The organism is Streptomyces sp. NPDC048671 (assembly GCF_055587045.1).
In genome coordinates, this window is sequence record NZ_JBVJHB010000014.1 from 156,024 (window position 1) to 175,236 (window position 19,213).

Annotated in this window: 15 protein-coding genes; 4 read left to right on the forward strand and 11 right to left on the reverse strand. The window is 71.5% G+C overall.

The features are described from left to right. Positions 1–35: 35 nt before the first annotated feature. The 3 genes from ACZ6S6_RS27565 to ACZ6S6_RS27575 all read right to left on the reverse strand — a co-directional run bounded on the left by ACZ6S6_RS27565 (position 36) and on the right by ACZ6S6_RS27575 (position 5,053). Entirely contained in the window at positions 36–3,761 is a 3,726-nt protein-coding gene (locus ACZ6S6_RS27565) for an AAA family ATPase (RefSeq protein WP_469707236.1), read from the reverse strand. Between the two features lie 359 nt (positions 3,762–4,120). Continuing rightward, on the reverse strand, positions 4,121–4,333 hold the full coding sequence (locus tag ACZ6S6_RS27570) for a hypothetical protein (protein WP_024494492.1): 213 nt from the start codon (positions 4,331–4,333) through the stop codon (positions 4,121–4,123). A gap of 438 nt (positions 4,334–4,771) precedes the next feature. Then, entirely contained in the window at positions 4,772–5,053 is a 282-nt protein-coding gene (locus ACZ6S6_RS27575; protein WP_026242487.1) for an acylphosphatase, read from the reverse strand. A gap of 145 nt (positions 5,054–5,198) precedes the next feature. Here ACZ6S6_RS27575 and ACZ6S6_RS27580 point away from each other — a divergent pair, with 145 nt between their 5' ends. Next, positions 5,199–6,146: a CAP domain-containing protein gene (locus tag ACZ6S6_RS27580; RefSeq protein WP_469707238.1), complete on the forward strand. Its 948-nt coding sequence runs from the start codon at positions 5,199–5,201 to the stop codon at positions 6,144–6,146. A gap of 109 nt (positions 6,147–6,255) precedes the next feature. Then, positions 6,256–6,687, forward strand: a complete 432-nt coding sequence (locus ACZ6S6_RS27585) for a winged helix-turn-helix transcriptional regulator (RefSeq protein ID WP_362963547.1) — start codon at positions 6,256–6,258, stop codon at positions 6,685–6,687. A 6-nt stretch (positions 6,688–6,693) separates the two neighbouring features. Here ACZ6S6_RS27585 and mutM read toward each other — a convergent pair whose 3' ends face one another. The 8 genes from mutM to recG form a co-directional block, all read right to left on the reverse strand. After that, positions 6,694–7,554, reverse strand: coding sequence for a bifunctional DNA-formamidopyrimidine glycosylase/DNA-(apurinic or apyrimidinic site) lyase (mutM, locus tag ACZ6S6_RS27590; RefSeq protein WP_362963549.1), 861 nt, complete (start codon positions 7,552–7,554; stop codon positions 6,694–6,696). Positions 7,555–7,655: 101 nt separating this feature from the next. Beyond that, a complete protein-coding gene (gene rnc / locus ACZ6S6_RS27595) occupies positions 7,656–8,483 on the reverse strand; it encodes a ribonuclease III (RefSeq protein ID WP_362963551.1) in 828 nt (275 codons plus the stop codon). A 19-nt stretch (positions 8,484–8,502) separates the two neighbouring features. Further along, entirely contained in the window at positions 8,503–8,676 is a 174-nt protein-coding gene (rpmF, locus tag ACZ6S6_RS27600; protein WP_003965982.1) for a 50S ribosomal protein L32, read from the reverse strand. Positions 8,677–8,678: 2 nt separating this feature from the next. Further along, the gene (locus ACZ6S6_RS27605) at positions 8,679–9,287 is read right to left on the reverse strand and encodes a YceD family protein (RefSeq protein WP_024494487.1); all 609 of its coding nucleotides are present in this window, start codon (positions 9,285–9,287) and stop codon (positions 8,679–8,681) included. A gap of 220 nt (positions 9,288–9,507) precedes the next feature. After that, positions 9,508–10,593, reverse strand: coding sequence for an ATP synthase subunit B family protein (locus ACZ6S6_RS27610; RefSeq protein WP_362963553.1), 1,086 nt, complete (start codon positions 10,591–10,593; stop codon positions 9,508–9,510). A gap of 98 nt (positions 10,594–10,691) precedes the next feature. Next, positions 10,692–11,171, reverse strand: coding sequence for a pantetheine-phosphate adenylyltransferase (gene coaD / locus ACZ6S6_RS27615; protein ID WP_362963604.1), 480 nt, complete (start codon positions 11,169–11,171; stop codon positions 10,692–10,694). 26 nt (positions 11,172–11,197) lie between these two features. Next, positions 11,198–11,782: a 16S rRNA (guanine(966)-N(2))-methyltransferase RsmD gene (rsmD, locus tag ACZ6S6_RS27620; protein WP_362963555.1), complete on the reverse strand. Its 585-nt coding sequence runs from the start codon at positions 11,780–11,782 to the stop codon at positions 11,198–11,200. Positions 11,783–11,892: 110 nt separating this feature from the next. Continuing rightward, positions 11,893–14,118: an ATP-dependent DNA helicase RecG gene (gene recG / locus ACZ6S6_RS27625; RefSeq protein WP_469707242.1), complete on the reverse strand. Its 2,226-nt coding sequence runs from the start codon at positions 14,116–14,118 to the stop codon at positions 11,893–11,895. 220 nt (positions 14,119–14,338) lie between these two features. Between recG and ACZ6S6_RS27630 the strand changes: the two genes are divergently transcribed. Then, positions 14,339–16,216, forward strand: coding sequence for an HSP90 family protein (locus ACZ6S6_RS27630; protein WP_469707244.1), 1,878 nt, complete (start codon positions 14,339–14,341; stop codon positions 16,214–16,216). Continuing rightward, positions 16,213–19,140 carry a tetratricopeptide repeat protein gene (locus tag ACZ6S6_RS27635; protein ID WP_469707246.1) on the forward strand — a complete coding sequence of 976 codons (2,928 nt, stop codon included), beginning with the start codon at positions 16,213–16,215 and terminating at the stop codon, positions 19,138–19,140. Before ACZ6S6_RS27630 ends, ACZ6S6_RS27635 begins: the two co-directional genes overlap by 4 nt. Positions 19,141–19,213: the final 73 nt, after the last annotated feature.

Here is a 19,213-nt window from a genome sequence, read left to right on the forward strand (position 1 = left end):
TGAAGTCCTGAATGTCGGGCTGGGCCGGAATGGGCTCAGCGCAGCCGCTGGCTGATGACCTTGGAGACCCCGTCGCCCTGCATCGAGACGCCGTAGAGCGCGTCGGCGACCTCCATCGTCCGCTTCTGGTGCGTGATCACGATGAGCTGGGAGCTCTCCTGGAGTTCCGCCATGATCCGGATCAGCCGCTGGAGGTTGGTGTCGTCGAGCGCCGCCTCGACCTCGTCCATCACATAGAACGGGCTCGGCCTGGCCTTGAAGATCGCGACGAGCAACGCCACTGCTGTCAGCGACCGTTCACCGCCGGACAGCAAGGACAGCCGCTTCACCTTCTTGCCCGGCGGGCGGGCCTCGACGTCCACACCGGTCGTGAGCATGTTGTCCGGGTCGGTCAGGACGAGCCGCCCCTCACCACCCGGGAAGAGGCGCGAGAAGACGCCCTCGAACTCACGGGCGGTGTCCCGGTACGCCTCGGTGAAGACCTGCTCGACGCGCTCGTCGACCTCCTTGATGACCTGCATCAGATCGGCCCGGGTCTTCTTCAGGTCCTCAAGCTGCTCGGAGAGGAACTTGTGCCGCTCCTCCAGCGCGGAGAACTCTTCGAGAGCGAGCGGATTCACCTTCCCGAGTTGCTGGTACGCCCGTTCGGCCGACTTCAGCCGCTTCTCCTGCTCGGCCCTGACGAACGGCTTCGGCTGGTTGCGCGGATGCTCCGGATCCTCCGGCAGCTCCTCGCCCTCCGCGGCCGGGGACGGCGGCACGAGCTGATCGGGCCCGTACTCGGCGGCCAGACCGGCCGGTTCCACGCCCAGCTCCTCCAGCGCCTTCGCCTCCAGCTGCTCTATCCGCAGCCGTTTCTCGGCGCCGAGCACCTCTCCCCGGTGGACCGAGTCCGTCAGCTTGTCGAGCTCGCCCTTGAGCTCGCGGCCCTGGAGGCGCTCGGCCGCCAGCTCCTGTTCCCGTTCGGCCTTCGAGGCCTCAGCGGCGGCCCGTTCCCGCTCCGCCCGTACGACGGACACCTCGACGTGGGCCAGCAGCTGACGGGCGCCGGACGCCACGGCTGAGGCCACCGCGGCCTCGTGACGCAGCCGGGCCCTGCGCTGCTCGACGCGGGCCCTGGCCTCCCGTTCGGCGCGGGCGCCGCGGTCGAGGGAGTCGGCGCGGCCGGCCAGCGCCTTGACGCGTTCCTCGTGGGTACGGACCTGGAGGCGGGCCTCCATCTCGGTCTGGCGGGCGTTGGCACCGTCGGCGGCGAGCCGGTCGCGCACGGCGGTGTCCGGTTCCTCGTCCGCGCCGTCCTGCGAAGCCTCCTCGGCGACGAGCAGCCGTTCGGCGAGCTCCTCCGCGTCCTGGGTCGCGCGCTCCAGCGCCTCCTGGGCGCGGGCCGCGGAGGCGGCCATCCGGTCCGCCTCACCGGCCGCGCCCCGCGCCTGGCCGGCCAGCCGCCCGAGCTGCTGGGCCACCCCGGACTTCTCCCGCTCGGCGGCCCGCCGCCGCTCCCCCAGCTCCTCGACGAGCGCCGCCCCGGTGCCGCGCCGCTGCGCCGCGAGCCGCTGCGCCTCGGCCAGCTCCGTGCACCGCACCGCCAGTTCGGCCAGCTCGGCGGCCGCCTCGTCCACGGACGCCTGGACTTCGAGGAGACTGGGCGCCCCGGCGGAACCACCGTGCGCGAAGTGCACCGAGAGCACATCGCCCTCGCCGGTCACCGCCGTCAGCTCCGGGCGGGCGGCCACCAGATCCTCGGCGTCCTCCAGCGTCCCTACGACCACCATGTCCCGCACCAGCCCGCGCACCGCGGCCATCAGTTCGACGGGACCGCTGACGAGATCGGCGACGGCGGGGGTTTCCCGGCCGTCGAGAGCCACGGCCACCGGCCTGTCGGCGGCTGCCGCCCCGGTCCCGGCGGGCCCCTGCGGCACCGGCAGGGCCGAGCCCTCCTGCGCGGGGACATGGGCGACCCCGCCGCGGGGCGCGATGTCCGCCTCCGCACCCTGACCGGGCACCTGCCCCACCGCGTCCAGCGCACCGGGGAGGGCGCCTGGTCCGCCTCCGAGCAGCAACGCGGCCCGGCCCGCGTCCAGTTTCCGCAGCAGCCGGATCGCCTCCGCCGCGGTGGCCGGGTCCGTCACCGCCACCGCGTCCGCCGCCGCACCCAGTGCGGCGGCCACCGCGACCTCGTGTCCCGGGGCCACCGTGAGCAGTTCCGCGGCCGGCCCGAGCAGTCCGGCCAGCCGGTCCCGGGCACCGAGCAGCACCCCGGTGCCGTCCTTGCGGCGCAGCCCGAGGGCCAGGGCGTCATGGCGGGCCGCGACCGCGGCGCGCTCGCGTTCGGCGGCGGTGGCGGCCTCGCGGGCGGCGGAGAGCGCGGCCTCCGCCTCCCTCAGCTCGCTCCTGGCGGCCTCGTGCCGCTCGCCGAGCTCGGCGTCACCGGCGTCCAGGCCGTCGACCTCGGCCTTGAGCTCCTCGTACTCCTCCTGTGCGGCGACCGCCCGCTCCCGCGCCTCGTCGCGCGATGCGGCCAGCCGGTCGATCTCCGACTGCGCCGAACCGGCACGGCTGCGGGCCGCGTTGACCTGGCCGCTCAGCCGGGCGAGCCCTTCGCGCCGGTCCGCGAGGGCGCGGGCCGCGTCCTTCAGCCTGCGCTCCTCGGCCGCCAACTCCCTTTCCAGCTCGGAGCGGTGGGACGCGGTGTCCTCCAGGGCGTGTTCGGCCGCTTCCAGCGCCGCGGTCAGCTCCGCCTCCTGCTCGCGGATCCGGCCGGCCTCGCGCTCCATGTCTTCCGGGTCGCGGCCGCGCCGCTCCTCATCCGGCGGGGCGGTGGCGCTCTTCACCCGGGCGTCGGCCAGCGAGATGGTGCCGCGCACCCGTTCGGCCAGCTGCGACAGCTCGTACCAGGTCTGCTGGGCGCGCTGGAGCCGCGGCGTCAGCCGCCGCACCTCGTCCTCCAGTTCCGCCTCGCGCCCCAGCGCCGCCTTGAGCTCCGCCTCGGCCGTCTCCCGGCGCTGCTTCAGCGCCGCCTCGTCGGCGATCTCACCGCGCAGCGCGGTGTGCAGCCGGCCCAGGTCGTCGGCGAGCAGCCGCAGCCTGGCGTCGCGCAGATCGGCCTGGATGACGGCGGCCCGGCGCGCGACCGCGGCCTGCCGGCCGAGCGGCTTCAGCTGTCGCCGCAGTTCGTCGGTGAGGTCCTGGACCCTGGCCAGGTTCGCGCCCATCGCGTCCAGCTTCCGCAGCGCCTTCTCCTTGCGCTTGCGGTGCTTCAGTACGCCGGCGGCCTCCTCGATGAACGCGCGGCGCCCCATCGGGTCGGCGTGGAGCACGGAGTCCAGCTGGCCCTGGCCGACGATGACATGCATCTCCCGGCCGATTCCGGAGTCCGAGAGGAGTTCCTGGATGTCGAGCAGCCGGCAGGTGTCGCCATTGATCTGGTATTCGCTGCCGCCATTGCGGAACATGATCCGAGTGATCGTCACTTCGGCGTACTCGATGGGCAGTACGCCGTCGGAATTGTCGATGGTCAGTGACACCTCCGCCCTCCCGAGCGGAGGCCGCCCGGTGGTACCGGCGAAGATCACGTCCTCCATCTTGCCGCCGCGCAGGGATTTGGCACCCTGCTCCCCCATGACCCAGGAGAGCGCGTCCACGACATTGGACTTGCCCGATCCATTGGGGCCGACCACACAGGTGATCCCGGGTTCGAACCGCAGGGTCGTGGCGGAGGCGAACGATTTGAAACCACGCAGGGTCAGGGACTTGAGGTGCACGCCGCCGGACTCTACCTTTCGCTCTCGGTTTCGCTGATGAAGGTGCAGGGCACATCAGACGGTAAGGGAAGGGGTGTACGTCCGGGGCGGGACGGGCGCGGTTCGGAGGGGAAAAGAAAGAAGGGACGCCGAAGCGTCCCCTACAAATCTTGTGCATTACTGTCTCACGCATTGCCGTGCCAACGGATGCGACGCCTCCGTGGAGGCGCGCGCCCCGGATCAATGACAGGCAGATGAAGACGCGGATCACACGCAGTCGGTGATCAAGCGCAATCGATCTTCAATGATCCGGTGGCGATCCGACGATGATGATTCCGTGCGGCTGACGCGTGCAGCCCGACCGGCCCTGGGGCCATCGGTCAGGTCAGCGCCGGCTCCGCCTGAGGTACGTCGATGTCGATGCTGTCGAGCAGCGACTCTTGGTGCTGAGCGGCGGCGTTGAGCGCGTCGTTCTCGTCCTGAATCCGTACGATCTCGGATTCAAGATCCTGGACGCGCTGCTGAAGCCGTCGCATCTCGGCGAGGAGTCGCGGGTCGGAACCGCCGACGTAACCGAGAAGCGCCTTTGCCATGAGGATGGTCCTCCACACTGAGTGACCGACCGATGCGGTGTGGGTCGTGAGGGAATCGCACCCGCGGTGCTCGGCAGTGCTCTGTGTTCACTGCTGTTCTGCTGCCAAACAGCTCTGCCGAACAGCTAAGGTGCGCGGGGTTTTCAGCGTCTCACCAAAAAGTTTGACGGTCAACACGATCACACACTGTAGAGACGGGCGTCCCGGGGGCGCGCGGCTTGACGATCATGCGGCGCGACTCTCCTGCGGGGCCCTCAGTGGTACGGAGATCATCCCTCTCGCCGCAGCCTCGCACGGCAACCGAATCTTGGCAACCACCGGATCATTCCGCAGGTCATTTCATGTGTACGCACAATGGCGCCCCTCGTCGTCACCCCACGCCGCGTCTCGAACACAGCCCGAACACGAGACTTCTCCCGACCCTGTACGGGCACCGGATCAGCGGATCGCGAACCCCTCGTATCCGCCCCGCGGGGTGTCCCAGATCTCAGTGACTCCGTCAACGCGGCCGGGTGTGTCGTCCGAGCGCAGCCAATCCAGCAGACGGTGGCAATTCTCACGCCGCCCCTCGGCGACCACCTGAACCCTGCCGTCGTCGAGATTGAGGGCGAATCCGGTGAGGCCGCCGATCTCCAAAGCGTTTGCCCTGGTGAACCAGCGGAACCCTACTTGCTGTACTCGGCCGCGTACCCAGGCGGTGAGCCGTACATCTTCGTTCATGCCCGAACGCTAACCGGCCAATTGCTCCCGGAGCACTTCTCGCCGAAAGGCCATGGCGTACAGTCCCCTCGCAAATGCTTCACTCGATCGGGTGAGCCATGGTGACGCCGAAAACGGCGTCCAGGTCGTCAGAAGGGCACAGCAGATGGGACGCCACCGACGCTCCGCCGCAGCTCCCGCCGCTGAAGAGACCGCGGAATGGGACACGGGCCAGAGCCGGGGAGCCCGCCGCGGGAAGCGGTCCGGGACGCCGGTGCGTACGGGACTGCTCGGTGTCTCCGCGGCCATGGCCGTCGGGGCCGTCGCCGTGGCCTCCGGCCTGCTGCCCGGCGGCGACAACTACCCGGGCGGCGGTTCGGCCGCCGACCAGGTGCGCTCCCAGGGCGCCCCGGACCTGCTGACGCAGGGCGGCTCCACGACCCCGCCGGCCGACCGCACCACCGCGTCCGACACGGCCAGTCGGGGCACCGGCCGCACCGACGGGCCCACGAAGTCGAACCCCTCCGCCGACGGCAAGCCCTCCTCCTCCCCCTCCAGGACGTCCGGGCCGACGAAGGAGGCCGAGAAGAAGGAGCCGTCCAGGACGGCTTCCGCCTCGAAGACTCCCGCGGCCAGGGCAACGAAGAGCGCGGTCGCAGCCGCGAGCTCGGCGCCGGCGGCACCGGCCCCCTCGACCTCGGCCCCGGCTCCCCGCCGGGCCACGACGCCGCCCGCCGACACCTCGGCCCAGGCCGCCGTGCTCTCCCTGGTCAACCAGGAGCGCGCCAAGGTCGGCTGCAGCCCGGTCACCGCGAGCAGCTCGCTGGCCTCGCTCGCCCAGAACTTCAGCGACGACATGGCCGCCCGCGGCTTCTTCGACCACACCGACCCCGACGGCAACACCCCCTGGGACCGCGCCGCGAAGGCCGGCGTGGACGGACTCGGCGGCGAGAACATCGCCCGCGGCCAAGCCGACGCGCAGGCGGTGATGGACGCCTGGATGAACAGCGAAGGCCACCGCGCGAACATTCTCAACTGCGACTACAAGACGCTCGGCGTCGGTGTCCACTTCGGTTCCGGCGGCCCCTGGTGGACCCAGGACTTCGGCTTCTGAGCCCTGCCCGCCCCGCACCACCACCCCCTGCGACCTCGTACGCCCCACCCGCTCACCCACGGATTGCGCAACCCCTTGGAGAGCGCTGTGCGGGCGTACGCTGGTTTTCATGGACGAGAACGGCGGCAGTGGGACGGACGACTGTCCGGGCGACGAGTGGCTCTTCGACGTGTTCTCCAAGCGGTGCCCCTCGCGCGGCACCCTGGAACATGTCACCGGCCGCTGGGGAAGCCTGACGCTCGGCGCCCTGTACGAGGGCACCCTCCGCTTCAACGCGCTGCGCCGCCGGGTCGACGGGGTGAGCGAGAAGATGCTCTCCCAGACACTGCACGCGCTGGAACGTGACGGGCTGGTGCACCGCGAGGCACAGCCGGTCAACCCGCCCCGCGTCGACTACGAGCTCACACCCCTGGGGCGGCAGGTCGCCGAGCAGCTGCTCGGGCTGATCCAGCTCGTCGAGGGCCGGATGACCGAGGTCATGGCCGCTCGTGAACGCTACGACGCGGCCCACACGGCACCGGGAGAGCCAGACCGTGGCTGAGAGGTCTCAGCCGGCGTCGCGCGGCGGGCGCTGGCAGCGCGGGCAGAAGTAGCTGGACCGGTTCATCCAGGCGCGGCGCCGCATCGGCGTACCGCAGCGGTGACAGGGCTCGTCCTCGCGCCCGTAGGCGTCCAGCGACCGGTCGAAGTAGCCCGACTCGCCGTTCACATTGACGTAGAGGCTGTCGAAACTCGTGCCGCCCTGCTCCAGCGCCGCGTTCATCACATCGCGGACATGGCCGAGCAGCTCGGCCGACTTGGGGCGGGTCAGGGTCGCGGTCGGCCGGTCGTAGTGCAGCTTGGCGCGCCACAGCGCCTCGTCCGCGTAGATGTTGCCGACACCGCTGATCAGCGACTGATCGAGCAGCGCGCGCTTGACCGTGGTGCGGCGCAGTCGCAGTGCGGTGAAGAACGCGGCGTCGTCGAATTCCGGGTCCAGCGGATCGCGGGCGATGTGCGCGATGGTGTCGGGCACTCCGTCGGGGGTGTTGTCGTGGAGCGAGAGGCCGCCGAAGGTGCGCTGGTCGACGAAGCGCAGTTCGGTGCCGACGGAGTCGTCGAACCGGATCCTGACCCGCAGATGCTTCTCGTCGGCGGCGTCCTGCGGCTGCACGAGCAGCTGACCGCTCATGCCGAGGTGGCCCAGGAGCGAGCTGGACGTGTCGTCCAGCGGCACCCAGAGGTACTTGCCGCGGCGCATCGCCGGCCCGAAACGGATACCGGCGAGCCGGGCCGCGAAGTCCACGCCCCCCGCGAGATGGCGCCGGACCGCCCTCGGATGCAGGACCTCGACCTCGTCGACCGTGCGCCCGGTCACCCAGCGCTGGAGACCGCGTCGTACGACTTCGACCTCGGGCAGCTCGGGCACGGTGTCGCTCCTGTATCGGAATCGGAATCGGGTTCGGGTTCTGGTTCTGGTTCTGGGCAGGGAAAACCCCCCGGTGCACAGGGCACCGAGGGGTTCTCGGGTCAGGCCGGAGCGACGTCCGTGGACGGCGGCGGGTCGGCAGGGGTGTCGGCGGCCCCTCCGTCGGCTGTGGCCTCCTCAGCCACAGCCGCCCGCGCCTCCGCGGCGGCACTGATCTCGCGCCAGGCGGATTCTGCCGCCTGTTGCTCCGCTTCCTTCTTGCTACGGCCGGTGCCGGTGCCGTACGAGACACCACCGACGCGAGCAGCAGCAGTAAAGGTCTTCTCGTGGTCCGGGCCGGTCTCCGTGACGAGGTACTCGGGAACTCCGAGGCTCTCGCTCGCGGTGAGCTCCTGGAGACTGGTCTTCCAGTCCAGGCCGGCACCGAGGTTGGAGGACCTGTCGATCAGCGGGTCGAAGAGCCGGTGGACCAGCTCCGAGGCCGCGCCGAGGCCCTGATCGAGATAGACCGCGCCGAGCACCGCTTCCAGGGTGTCGGCGAGGATGGACGCCTTGTCCCGGCCACCCGTGCCCTCTTCACCGCGGCCGAGCCGGATGAAGGAGCCGAGTTCGAGGCCGCGGCCCACTTCCGCAAGCGCACGCGAGTTGACTACCGCGGCCCGCAATTTGGCCAGCTGGCCTTCAGGCAGGTCGGGGTGAGTGCGGTACAGCGTGTCCGTGACCACCAGGCCGAGCACCGAATCCCCGAGGAATTCGAGCCGCTCGTTGGTGGGCAGACCGCCGTTCTCGTACGCGTACGAACGATGGGTCAGCGCACGCACCAGAAGGGCGGACTCGAGGTGGTACCCGAGCCGCCCTTCCAGAAGCGTGTGGGACGAGGCTGTGTTGACGTTGTCTGCCTGCTTCTTGGCTTGGGACAACTCAGACATCGGGCCTCTCACCAGCCGCTCAGACCTCGAGGACCTGGCGCTTGTTGTACGTGCCGCAGCTGGGGCACGCGATGTGCTGCAGCTTCGGCTCCTGGCAACGCTCGCACGAAACCAGGGTGGGGACCGCAGCCTTCCACTGCGACCGGCGGTGGCGCGTGTTGCTGCGCGACATCTTCCGCTTCGGAACAGCCACGGCTACTTCTCCTGCTTCTCGTCGACGCCAGGTTCGGCGCCGCCCATGTTGTCCTTCTCGCCGTCCTGAACGGTCTCGGCGAGTCCTTGCAATGCCGCCCAACGGATGTCGAGGGCTTCGTGGTGGTGACCGGGGTTCTCGTCCAGCCTGACTCCGCATTCGGAGCACAGACCGGCGCAGGTCTCCCGGCACACCGGCTGCATCGGCAGTGCGAGCACCACCGCATCACGCAGCACAGACTCGAGGTCGAACAAGCCGTCCTCAAGGAAGAACCTGTCCTCGTCGTCCTCGGCGTCGTCGACCGGGTCCGCCGTCTTGCTGCGGTTCCGGTCATCGGCGTCAGGGTACGAGAACATCTCCTGGAAGTCCGCCTCGACCTCAAGGCTCAGCGGCTCCAGACACCTTACGCACTCCCCCTCGGCCGATGCACGGGCGGTGCCTGTGACGAGCACACCTTCCATGACCGATTCGAGGCGGACGTCCAGCTCCACGGGTGCGCCTTCCGGCACACCGACGACTCCGTCGATACCGAAGTCCTTGGGGGCGTCCACCGAGCGGGTCAGCCGCTTCATGGCACCTGGACGCCGACCCAGCTCGTGCGTATCGAACACGAGAGGGTTTCGGTGGTCGAGATGGCCGTTCAGGGCTTTTCCTGCTTTCGAATCATGCGCATCACGCGTGGTGGGGGCCGACCGGCTCCGGAACCGAAGCGGGCAGCTTGGATCGCGGACATACGCGCGACCGAAGAGCCAGGATACTTGACGCGCCGCCCAGCTCCCAATCCGGTCCTGATCCGCCCCCTGAGCAGCGCCCCGGCCGGCCCCCGGCCGGTCAGTGCTCCTGTTCGTACCTGCGGAGCTGGTCCAGGTCGATCATGCTGGTGTCGAACAGACTGGTCTCGTCCAGGGCGCCCTCGCCGTGCTGCTGGAGGGGCTGCTGCGGCTGGACGGGCTGCTGCTGCCAGGCGTCGTAGCCCTGCGCGGGCGGCGGGACCTGGTTCTGGTCGTAGCCCTGCTGCTGGTAGCCCGCGTAGGGGTCCGGCTGCTGCTGGTAGCCGTACACGTCCTGCTGCGGCTGGTCCTGGTACTCGTACGTCTGCGCGTACTGCGGCTCGGCCTGCGCGGGGAAGTGCGGATCGGCCTGCGGAAGCGGCTGCTGGGGCATCTGCTGGGGTTGCGGGGCGGCCGTCTCGGCCAGTCCCGCCCAGTGGTCCTCGTCGCTGGTGTGGCCCTGGCTGCCCGCGGCGTCCTGGGCGGCCATGTGCGCGCCGAGGTCGTCGGTGGCGACCCGGCCGTGCAGCTTCTGCCGGCCCCGGCCCACCGCCTCCAGGGTCTTGGCGAGCACCGCTTCGAAGGCGCCGAGCTTGGTGTCCACGTACTCGTCGGCCCGGCGCTGGAGCGTGGCCGGGTCGGCGCTGCGCTCGGGGGCCTCGGTGAAGTCGGGGTCCTCGTAGCCCTGCTCGTCGAAGCCCTGACCGCGGCCGAGGAGCTTCTCGCGGCCCCGGTCGACGGAGCCGATGGTCTTGGTGAGGACGACCTCGAAGTTGGCGAGCTTGCTGTCGACGTACTCGTCGGCCTCGCCGCGGATCTCCTCGGCGTCCTTGCGGGCCTCACCGAGGATCCGGTCCGCCTCGGTCTGGGAGCGCCGGGCGATCTCGGTGCCGGAGATCAGCGAGCCCCGCTCGGCGTGGGCGGTCTCGATGATCCGCCCTGCCTCCTGACGGGCCTGCTCGACGAGCTGTTCCCGGCCGCCGATGAGCTCCTGCGCGTGCGCGAGGGAGCCGGGCAGGGCCTCGCGCACCTCTTCGAGCATCGCGAGCAGTTGGGCGCGGTTGACCACGCAGGACGCCGACATGGGCATCGACCGGGCGCTCCCGACCGCTTCGACGATCTCGTCGAGCTTCTTCTGCACGTCCACCGTGTGCTCGCCACTCTCTACTGCCGATTGGAGACGGACGGGACGACTGTACGGCCAGTCGGCGCCCGCCCGACACCTGGTGACGGGACGTCAGTGCCTCAACTCTGGGCGAGGCGCTCCGTCAGGGCCTCCTGGACCAGTGGCGGCAGCAGGTGCGAGACGTCGCCGCCCCAGGTCGCCACCTCCTTGACCAGGGAGGACGACAGGAAACTGTAGGTCGGATTGGTCGGCACGAAGAGCGTTTCGACACCCGAGAGCCCGTTGTTCATCTGGGCCATCTGGAGTTCGTAGTCGAAGTCGCTGACGGCCCGCAGGCCCTTCACGATCGCCGGGATGTCGCGCTGCTTGCAGAAGTCGACCAGCAGCCCGTGGAAGGCCTCGACCTGGACGTTGCCGAAGTCCGCGGTGACCTGGCGGATCATCTCGATCCGCTCGTCGATCGTGAACAGACCCTTCTTGGACTGGTTGATCATCACCGCGACGTGTACGACGTCGTACAGCTTCGAGGCGCGGCCGATGATGTCGAGATGTCCATTGGTGATGGGGTCGAACGACCCCGGGCAGACGGCGCGGCGCAACTTGATTCCCTCGCTCTCCGGTCCGGTCATCGTGCGTCTTCGCACGTAGCGGCGGCGCGACCGTACCAAAGCGTTCCCTCGCCGTAGCGACGGGCCCGCAATGGCTCGAAACCCTTGGGCCAGCTGAATTCTCCGCCTCTGGTGCTGCGCTCCACGGTGACGAGCGCATCGGCCGAGAGCCACCCCTGGGCACGGAGTGTGAGCAGGATCTCGCCAAGATCGTCGTCGGTGACGGCGTACGGCGGGTCCAGGAACACCACGTCGTACGGCTCCGAGGGCGCCGGTCCTGTCACGATCTGTTCGGCTTTGCCTGCCCGGACCTCGGCGCCGGGCAGGCCCAGGGTGCGGGCGTTGTCCCGGACGGTGCGGACGGCCTTGGCGTCGGCCTCGACGAGCAGGGCGTGGACCGCCCCCCGGGAGAGCGCTTCGAGGCCGACGGCGCCGGAGCCCGCGTACAGATCGGCGATCCGGATGCCGTCGAGGGTGCCGAGGAGCGCCTGCCAGGTGGAGAACAGGCCCTCGCGCGCGCGGTCGGAAGTGGGGCGGGTGCCGGTACCGGGCGGGACGGCCAGGCGGCGTCCGCCGGCCGAGCCGGCGATCACGCGGGTCATGGGTGTCTGATCCTCGGGTCGGGGCGGCGCGCAGGGTGCTGCGGGCGCCGTGCCACCCACGATATGGCGTCGCGGGGACCGGGGCGCCCGCAGTACCCGCGCCCCGGGCGTCACCCCTTGTCGAGGTACTCCTCGCGCTCCTTGTCGAGCAGCGCGTCCAGTACGAGGCGCAGCTCGGGCAGATGCTCCAGGTCCGGGTCGGCGGCGACGACGGTGACGGCCTCCTCGCGGGCGGCGGCGATGACCTCCTCGTCGTCGATGACGCTGAGCACCCGCAGCGAGGAGCGGACCCCGGACTGGGCCTGGCCGAGGACGTCGCCCTCGCGGCGCTCCTCCAGGTCGATCCGGGACAGCTCGAACCCGTCGAGGGTGGAGGCGACGGCGGAGAGCCGGGCGCGGGAGGGGCTCGCCTCGTGGGCCTCGCTGACCAGTAGGCAGAGTCCGGGGGCCGAGCCGCGGCCGACCCGGCCGCGCAGCTGGTGCAGCTGGGAGACGCCGAACCGGTCGGCGTCCATGATCACCATCGCGGTGGCGTTGGGGACGTTGACCCCGACCTCGATGACCGTGGTGGCGACCAGGACGTCGGCCTGGCCGGCGGCGAAGCGGCGCATCACGTCGTCCTTGTCGTCGGGGTGCATCCTGCCGTGCAGCACCTCGACGCGCAGACCGCTCAGCGGCCCCTTGGCGAGCTGTTCGGCGATGTCCAGGACGGCGAGCGGCGGGCGCTTGTCCGCCTCCTCCCCGGCGTCCTTCTTCCCCTTCTTCTTGGCCGCCTCGTCCTCGTCGTCACCGATGCGGGGGCAGACCACGTAGGCCTGGTGCCCGTTCTCCACCTCCTCGCGGACCCGTTCCCAGGCGCGGCTGAGAAAGTGCGGTTTGTCCTTGGCGGGGACGACATGGCTGGCGATCGGCGAGCGGCCGGCCGGCAGCTGGTCCAGGACGGAGGTCTCCAGGTCACCGAAGACGGTCATGGCGACCGTACGGGGGATGGGGGTGGCGGTCATGACGAGCAGATGCGGCGACCTCCTTTCCCCCTGGGAGTGCGCCTTGGATCGAAGGGCGTCGCGCTGCTCGACCCCGAAGCGGTGCTGCTCGTCGACGACGACAAGACCCAGCTCGTGGAACTTCACCTTGTCCTCGATCAGCGCATGGGTGCCGATCACGATCCCGGCCTCGCCGGTGACCAGGTCGAGCAGTGCCTGCCGGCGGGCGGCCATGCCCATGGAGCCGGTGAGCAGGACCACCTTGGTGCCGCGCTCGGACCCGCCCAGCATGCCGCCCTCGGCCAGCTCCCCCATCATCTCGGTGATGGAGCGGTGGTGCTGCTGGGCGAGCACCTCGGTGGGCGCGAGCATCGCGGCCTGCCCGCCGGCGTCGACGGTGGTGAGCATGGCGCGCAGCGCGACCATGGTCTTGCCGGAACCGACCTCGCCCTGGAGCAGCCGGTGCATCGGGTGCTCGGCCGCCAGATCGTCGAAGATCTCCTTGGAGACCTTGAGCTGGCCGTCGGTGAGGGTGAAGGGCAGTTTGGCGTCGAAGGCGTCGAGCAGCCCGCCGGGGACGGGCCGGCGGGCGACGGCGGGCAGCTGGGTGTCCGCGTACCTGCGGCGGGCCAGCGCGACCTGGAGGACGAAGGCCTCGTCCCACTTGAGCCGGTCCCTGGCCGCCGCGACGTCGGCCTTGGTCTGCGGCCGGTGGATCTTCAGCAGCGCCTCGGGCAGTGCGGTGAACCCGCGGCCCTCGCGCAGCGCGGGCGGCAGTGGGTCGACGGCCTCCTGGGCGCTCGGCAGCACCGCGTCGACCGCCTTGGCGATCCGCCAGGAGTCGAGCTGTTTGCAGGCCGGGTAGATCGGCAGCAGCTTGCCGGCGAAGGCGTCCACGGCCTCGGTCGCCCCGGCCTCGTCGGTGGACTCCGCGTCGAGCAGTTGGTACGTGGGGTGGGCGAGCTGCATCTTCCGGTTGAAGACGGAGACCTTGCCGGCGAACATGGCGCGCCGGCCCGGCAGCAGCTCCTTGTGCGGCTTGTGGACGCCGTGGCCGAAGAAGACCAGCTGGAGCCGGCCGTGGCCGTCGGTGACGGTCACTTCGAGGCGCTTGCCCCGGCCGTTGTTGAACGCCATGACGCGGGCGTCGGCGACCTGGGCGACGACCGTCACATGCTCGTCCAGCGGGAGGTCGGTCAGCGCGGTGAGCCGGCCGCGCTCCTCGTACCGCCGCGGGTAGTGATGCAGCAGATCGCCGACCGTGTGCAGGTCGAGGTGCTCGGCCATCACCTTCGCGGTGGCGCCACCGAGCAGCTTCTTCAGGGGTTCGTCGAACGCAGACACGCGATCCATTGCACACCACACCACTGACAGTTGTCCGCCGGGCCGCGCCACGTACTGGTCGCGATCACCGCACCGGGACGCGATAAGCCCTGGTCAGAATCGTGCCCGCAACCCTAGGATCGCCTCCCACGCTTCTCGTTCGCGATCACCTGCCAAGGGATCGCCCGACCCGCGCTGTCGCAAGTGCCTCGTCCGGTGAGGCACGGGTCCCCCCACCTGCGCTGCGACGATGACATCTGAGACCTCAGCGAATTCCGCTTCCCCCGAGTCCACCACCCAATCACCGCACACCTTCCAGGTGGATCTGCGCGGGCTGGTCGACCTCCTCTCCCATCACCTCTACTCCTCTCCCCGCGTCTACCTGCGTGAACTGCTGCAGAACGCGGTGGACGCCATCACCGCCCGCCGCGCCGAGCAGCCGGACGCGCCCACGCGGGTACGGCTGTACGCCGAGGACGGCCGGCTGCGGATCGAGGACAGCGGCATCGGTCTGACCGAGGCCGATGTGCACAGCCTGCTCGCGACGATCGGCCGCAGTTCCAAACGGGACGGTGCGCAGGGGCTCGCCTCGGCGCGGGCCGACTTCCTCGGCCAGTTCGGCATCGGGCTGCTGGCCTGCTTCGTCGTCGCTGCCGAGATCCGGGTGGTGAGCCGCTCCGCGCGCACGCCCGGCGCGCCGCCGGTGGAGTGGCGCGCCCGTGACGACGGTTCGTACACCGTGCGGACGCTCCCCGACAGTGCCCGGCCGGAGCCCGGCACCACCGTGCATCTGACCGCCCGCCCCGGCAGCGCGGAGTGGCTGACCGAGGAGCGGGTGCTCGCGCTCGCCCGCGATTTCGGCTCGCTGCTGCCCTACGACGTACGGGTCGGGGACGCGGCCGTCACCGATCTGCCGGCGCCGTGGGACCGCGCGTACCCGAGTCCCGCGGGGCGTCGGGTGGCGCTCGCCCGCCACTGCCACGAGCAGTTCGGCTTCTCACCGCTCGACACGATCGACCTCGATCTGCCGCTCGCCGGGATCCGCGGGGTCGCCCATGTGCTGCCGTCGGCGGTCAGTCCGGCGCAGCGCGCGGGCCACCGGGTGCATCTGAAGGGCATGCTGCTGACGGACCGGGCGGACGAGCTGCTGCCCGACTGGGCGTTCTTCGTGCGGTGCGTCATCGACACGGACAGCCTGCGGCCGACCGCCTCGCGCGAGGCGCTGTACGCGGACGAGACCCTGGCCGCGGTACGGGACGCGCTCGGCGAGCGGATCAGGGACTGGCTGACCGGCCTCGCCGCGGGTGATCCGGAGCGGCTGGCCCAGTTCCTCTCGGTGCACCACCTGGGGGTGAAGTCGCTGGCCCGGCACGACGACGCCATGCTGCGCACGATGCTGCCGTGGCTGCCGTTCGAGACGACGGACGGCCGGCTCTCGCTGGAGGAGTTCGCCGGGCGCCATCCGGTGGTGCACTTCACCCGGACCGTCGAGGAGTTCCGGCAGGTCGCGCCGATCGCCTCCGCGCAGGGGATCGGGGTGGTCAACGGCGGCTACACGTACGACACCGAGCTGGTCGAGCGGCTGCCCGTGGCACGGCCCGGAACGGTGGTCGCGGAGCTGGACGCCGACACGGTCACCGCGCATCTGGACTCCGTGGACCCCCAGGAGGAACTGGCGCTCGGCCCGTTCCTCGCGGCGGCCCGCGCCGGGCTGGACCCGCTGGGGTGCGATGTGGTGCTGCGCGCCTTCCACCCGCTGACCGTGCCCGCGCTGCATCTGGACGACCGGTCAGCCCGCCACGAGCAGGCACGTGCCGAGGCCGAGGAGCAGGCGGACGACCTGTGGGCGGGCATCCTGGGGTCTCTGCGCGGGAGTGCGCCGCGGGCCCGGCTCGTACTGAACCATCTCAATCCGCTGATCCGCCGGATCAGTTCGCTGGACACCCCGGAGCTGGCGGTGACCGCGACGGAGGCCCTGTACGGGCAGGCGCTGCTGATGGCGCAGCGGCCGCTGCGGCCGGCCGACTCGGCGCTGCTGAACCGGGCGTTCCTCGGCCTGCTGGAGTGGGCCACGCATCCCGCCGCACCGGGGCACTCCCCCGCGAACCCCCAGGAGGACGGCCGATGAGCGCCGATGCCGCGAAGGTCCGACAGGCCCTGCGGGACAACCAGGAGGAGCCGGAGGGGCCCGCGCGCAACGCCCGTGCGGAGCGGTTGCTGGCCGAGGCCGAGCAGAGCGGGGACGCGGCGCTGCTGGTCGAGGCGCTCGTCCATCAGCTGCAGGTCTACAACTACAGCTCCGAGAAGGACAAGATGTTCGTCCCGTTCGCCCGGCTGCTGCGGGTGTGGGACGAACGGCCGGGTGATTTCGACCCGGTCATGACCCACCATCTGTTCTGGATGTTCAAGTGGGTCTCCAGCTCCATGGTCGGCCAGCCGCACATCCCGCTCGCCTCCATCGAGAAGTGGCAGGGCGAGATGGCGCACCGCTACCGGCTGGCCGGCCACTCCGAACGGGCGGTGCGGCAGGGCGAGCTGGAGATCGCGCGGCATCTGGGCGACGTGGAGCGGGCCGGGCGGGCGTACACCGCCTGGCAGGCGGCGGACCGGGACCGGATGGCCAACTGCCACGCCTGCGAACTCCACGAACAGGGCGGCTGGCAGGTTCAGCGCGGTCAGGACGAGGAGGCGCTGAACAGCTGGACGCCGGTGCTGGAGGGGGAGCACGTCTGCGCGCACGAACCGCATGCGGTGCTGGCCGCCTCGCTCCTCCCGCTGTTGCGGACGGGGCGCCCGGAGCAGGCCCGCGCGCACCATCTGCGCGGGTACCGGATGGTCCGGCCGATGGAGAGCATGCGGTACTCCGTCGCACTGCACACCGAGTTCTGTGCCCTGACGGGCAACGAGGCCCGTGGGCTGGAGATCCTCGCGGAGCGGCCGGCGTACTTCACGGACAGCGGGAACCCCTCCAGCCTGATGGACTTCATGGCCGTCACCGCCGTGCTGATGGACCGGCTGACCGCGCTGGGGCACGGCGGGCAGTCCGTGCCGGGCCCGGCGGGGGCGGACTGGACGGCCGCGTCGCTGGCCGTGCACGCCCGTAGCCGGGCCCTGGCGCTCGCGGACCGCTTCGACGGGCGCAACGGCAACACGTACGTGGGTGAGCAGGTACGGGAGCGGCTGGCGCGCCGGCCGCTGCTGGACCGGCTGCCGCTCGGGGTGCGGGCCGTGCGGCTCGCCGCGCCGCCGGTGGCACCGGCCGCCGTGCCGTCCTGCGCCGCGGAGCCGGTGCGGGACCTGGCCGCTCTGCTGGCCGAGGCGCGGCGGCTGTCCGACGCCCAGCACCCGGACGCCGGGGACGCCTGGCGGGCCGTCGCCGAGCGGGCCGGGGACGCGGACGTACTGACCGCCCACGACCGGGCGAACGTGGCGGACCACCGCGCGATGGATCCTTCGCTGCCGCCCGCCGAGGCGGCGGAGGCGTTCCGGACGGCCGCCTCGCTGTACGAGGAGGCCGGCGACCGGGGCGAGGCCGTCGCGGCGAGCGCCAGACGCGCCTTCCTCCGCTCGATGGCGGACGGCGGCGCCGACGCGGCGGCGGCGGAGATCGCGCCTCTCGTGGATCTGGCCCTCGCCCTGTACGCGCAGGGCGCGGCCACGGGGCGGCAGACGGGCGGGGTGCTGGTGTGCCGGGCCCGGATCGTCCAGCAGCGGATGTTCCGGGCGGCGGACGAGGAGTCCACGGACGCGGCGGTCGACGCCCTCGAAGAGGCGGCCCGCGAGGTGCTCGCGTTCGCCGAACCCCTGCGTGCGGACGAGAAGGTGGCCACCCGGATCTCCGAGGCGCTGGGCTTCCTCGCGGACGTCGCGGCGTACCGCGGCGACGGTCCGGCGGCCGCGGAGCTGTACGCGCGAGCGGCCTCCGTGGTCAACGAGGCGGAACTGCCCTGGTACGCCACCGAGTACGAGGCCAGGACGGCACAGATCGCCGCGCGGCTCGACGACCACGCGACGGCGGAGCGGGCCGCGCGCGCGGCGCTGGAGCACGGCGGCACGTCGCTGTCCGGGCCGGGGCGGGCCCGGCTGCATCTGCTGCTCGCCGAAGCGCTCGGCGCCACCGGGCAGTTCGCCGAGGCGGTGGAGCACACGCTCGACGCGGCCCACTGGGCTGACGAGTCGGACGAGAGCGGCACGCTGGGCGTCCATGCCAGGCACCAGCTCGGCGGCCTGCTGCTCCGGCTGGAGCGGGCGGCCGAGGCGGCGGCGGTACTGGAGGCCGTACTGCCCGACATCACGTCCGAGGACCACGGGGAGGGCATGGTCGTCCAGACGCTGTGGTGGCTGGGCGACGCGCTGTCGACGCTCGGTGAACCGCGGGCCGCGGCGGAGCACTGGCTGCGGGCGGCGGACATCGCGCGCGGCTGGCCCGAGCGGCACGACCACGCGATGCTCGCCAACCTCGCGGCGCAGGCCCTGTACCGGGCCGAGCTGAACCCCGAGGCGGAGCGGGCGTACGAGCGGGCCGGGGAGCTGTGGCGGGCCCTGGACGACGTTCCCTCGCTGGTACGGACGCTGCGGGTGCGGGCCTGGATCGCGCTCCGGGAGGGGCAGCCCGGCCTCGGGGCGGCGCGGGCGTTCATGGCCGCGGCGGAGCGGGAGTGCGAGGCGGCGGGTCCGGAGCTGCTGCCGGAGCTCGCGGACACCTTCCGCCAGACCGCCGAGCTGATCGCCAACGCGTGCGAGGGCGAGCCGGGCGAGGAGGCGGACGATCCGGCGCGCAGGGCGTACGAGGAGGCGCTGGGGTACGTCGAGCGGGCGTCGGCGGCCTTCGCCGGGGCCGGCCCCGGCCACCTCGCCGCGCGCACGGCCTGCTGGCTGATGGCCGCCTGGCTGGAAGCGGACCTGGGCCGCGCGGACGCGGCACTGTCCCGGGCGGCGGAGGTCGTCGCGGCCTACGAGGAGGTGCCGGCGGGCACGGACGAGACGGCGGACGCGCGACGGGCGGAGGCGGCGTCGGTGCGGGCGTACGTGGCTCAGGGGGCGGGGGCGTAGGGCGCCGGGGCCGTCCGGCGCACCGTCTCGTCCTCAAGCGCCGGACGGGCCTGATGGTGCCGCCCCCGTCCCG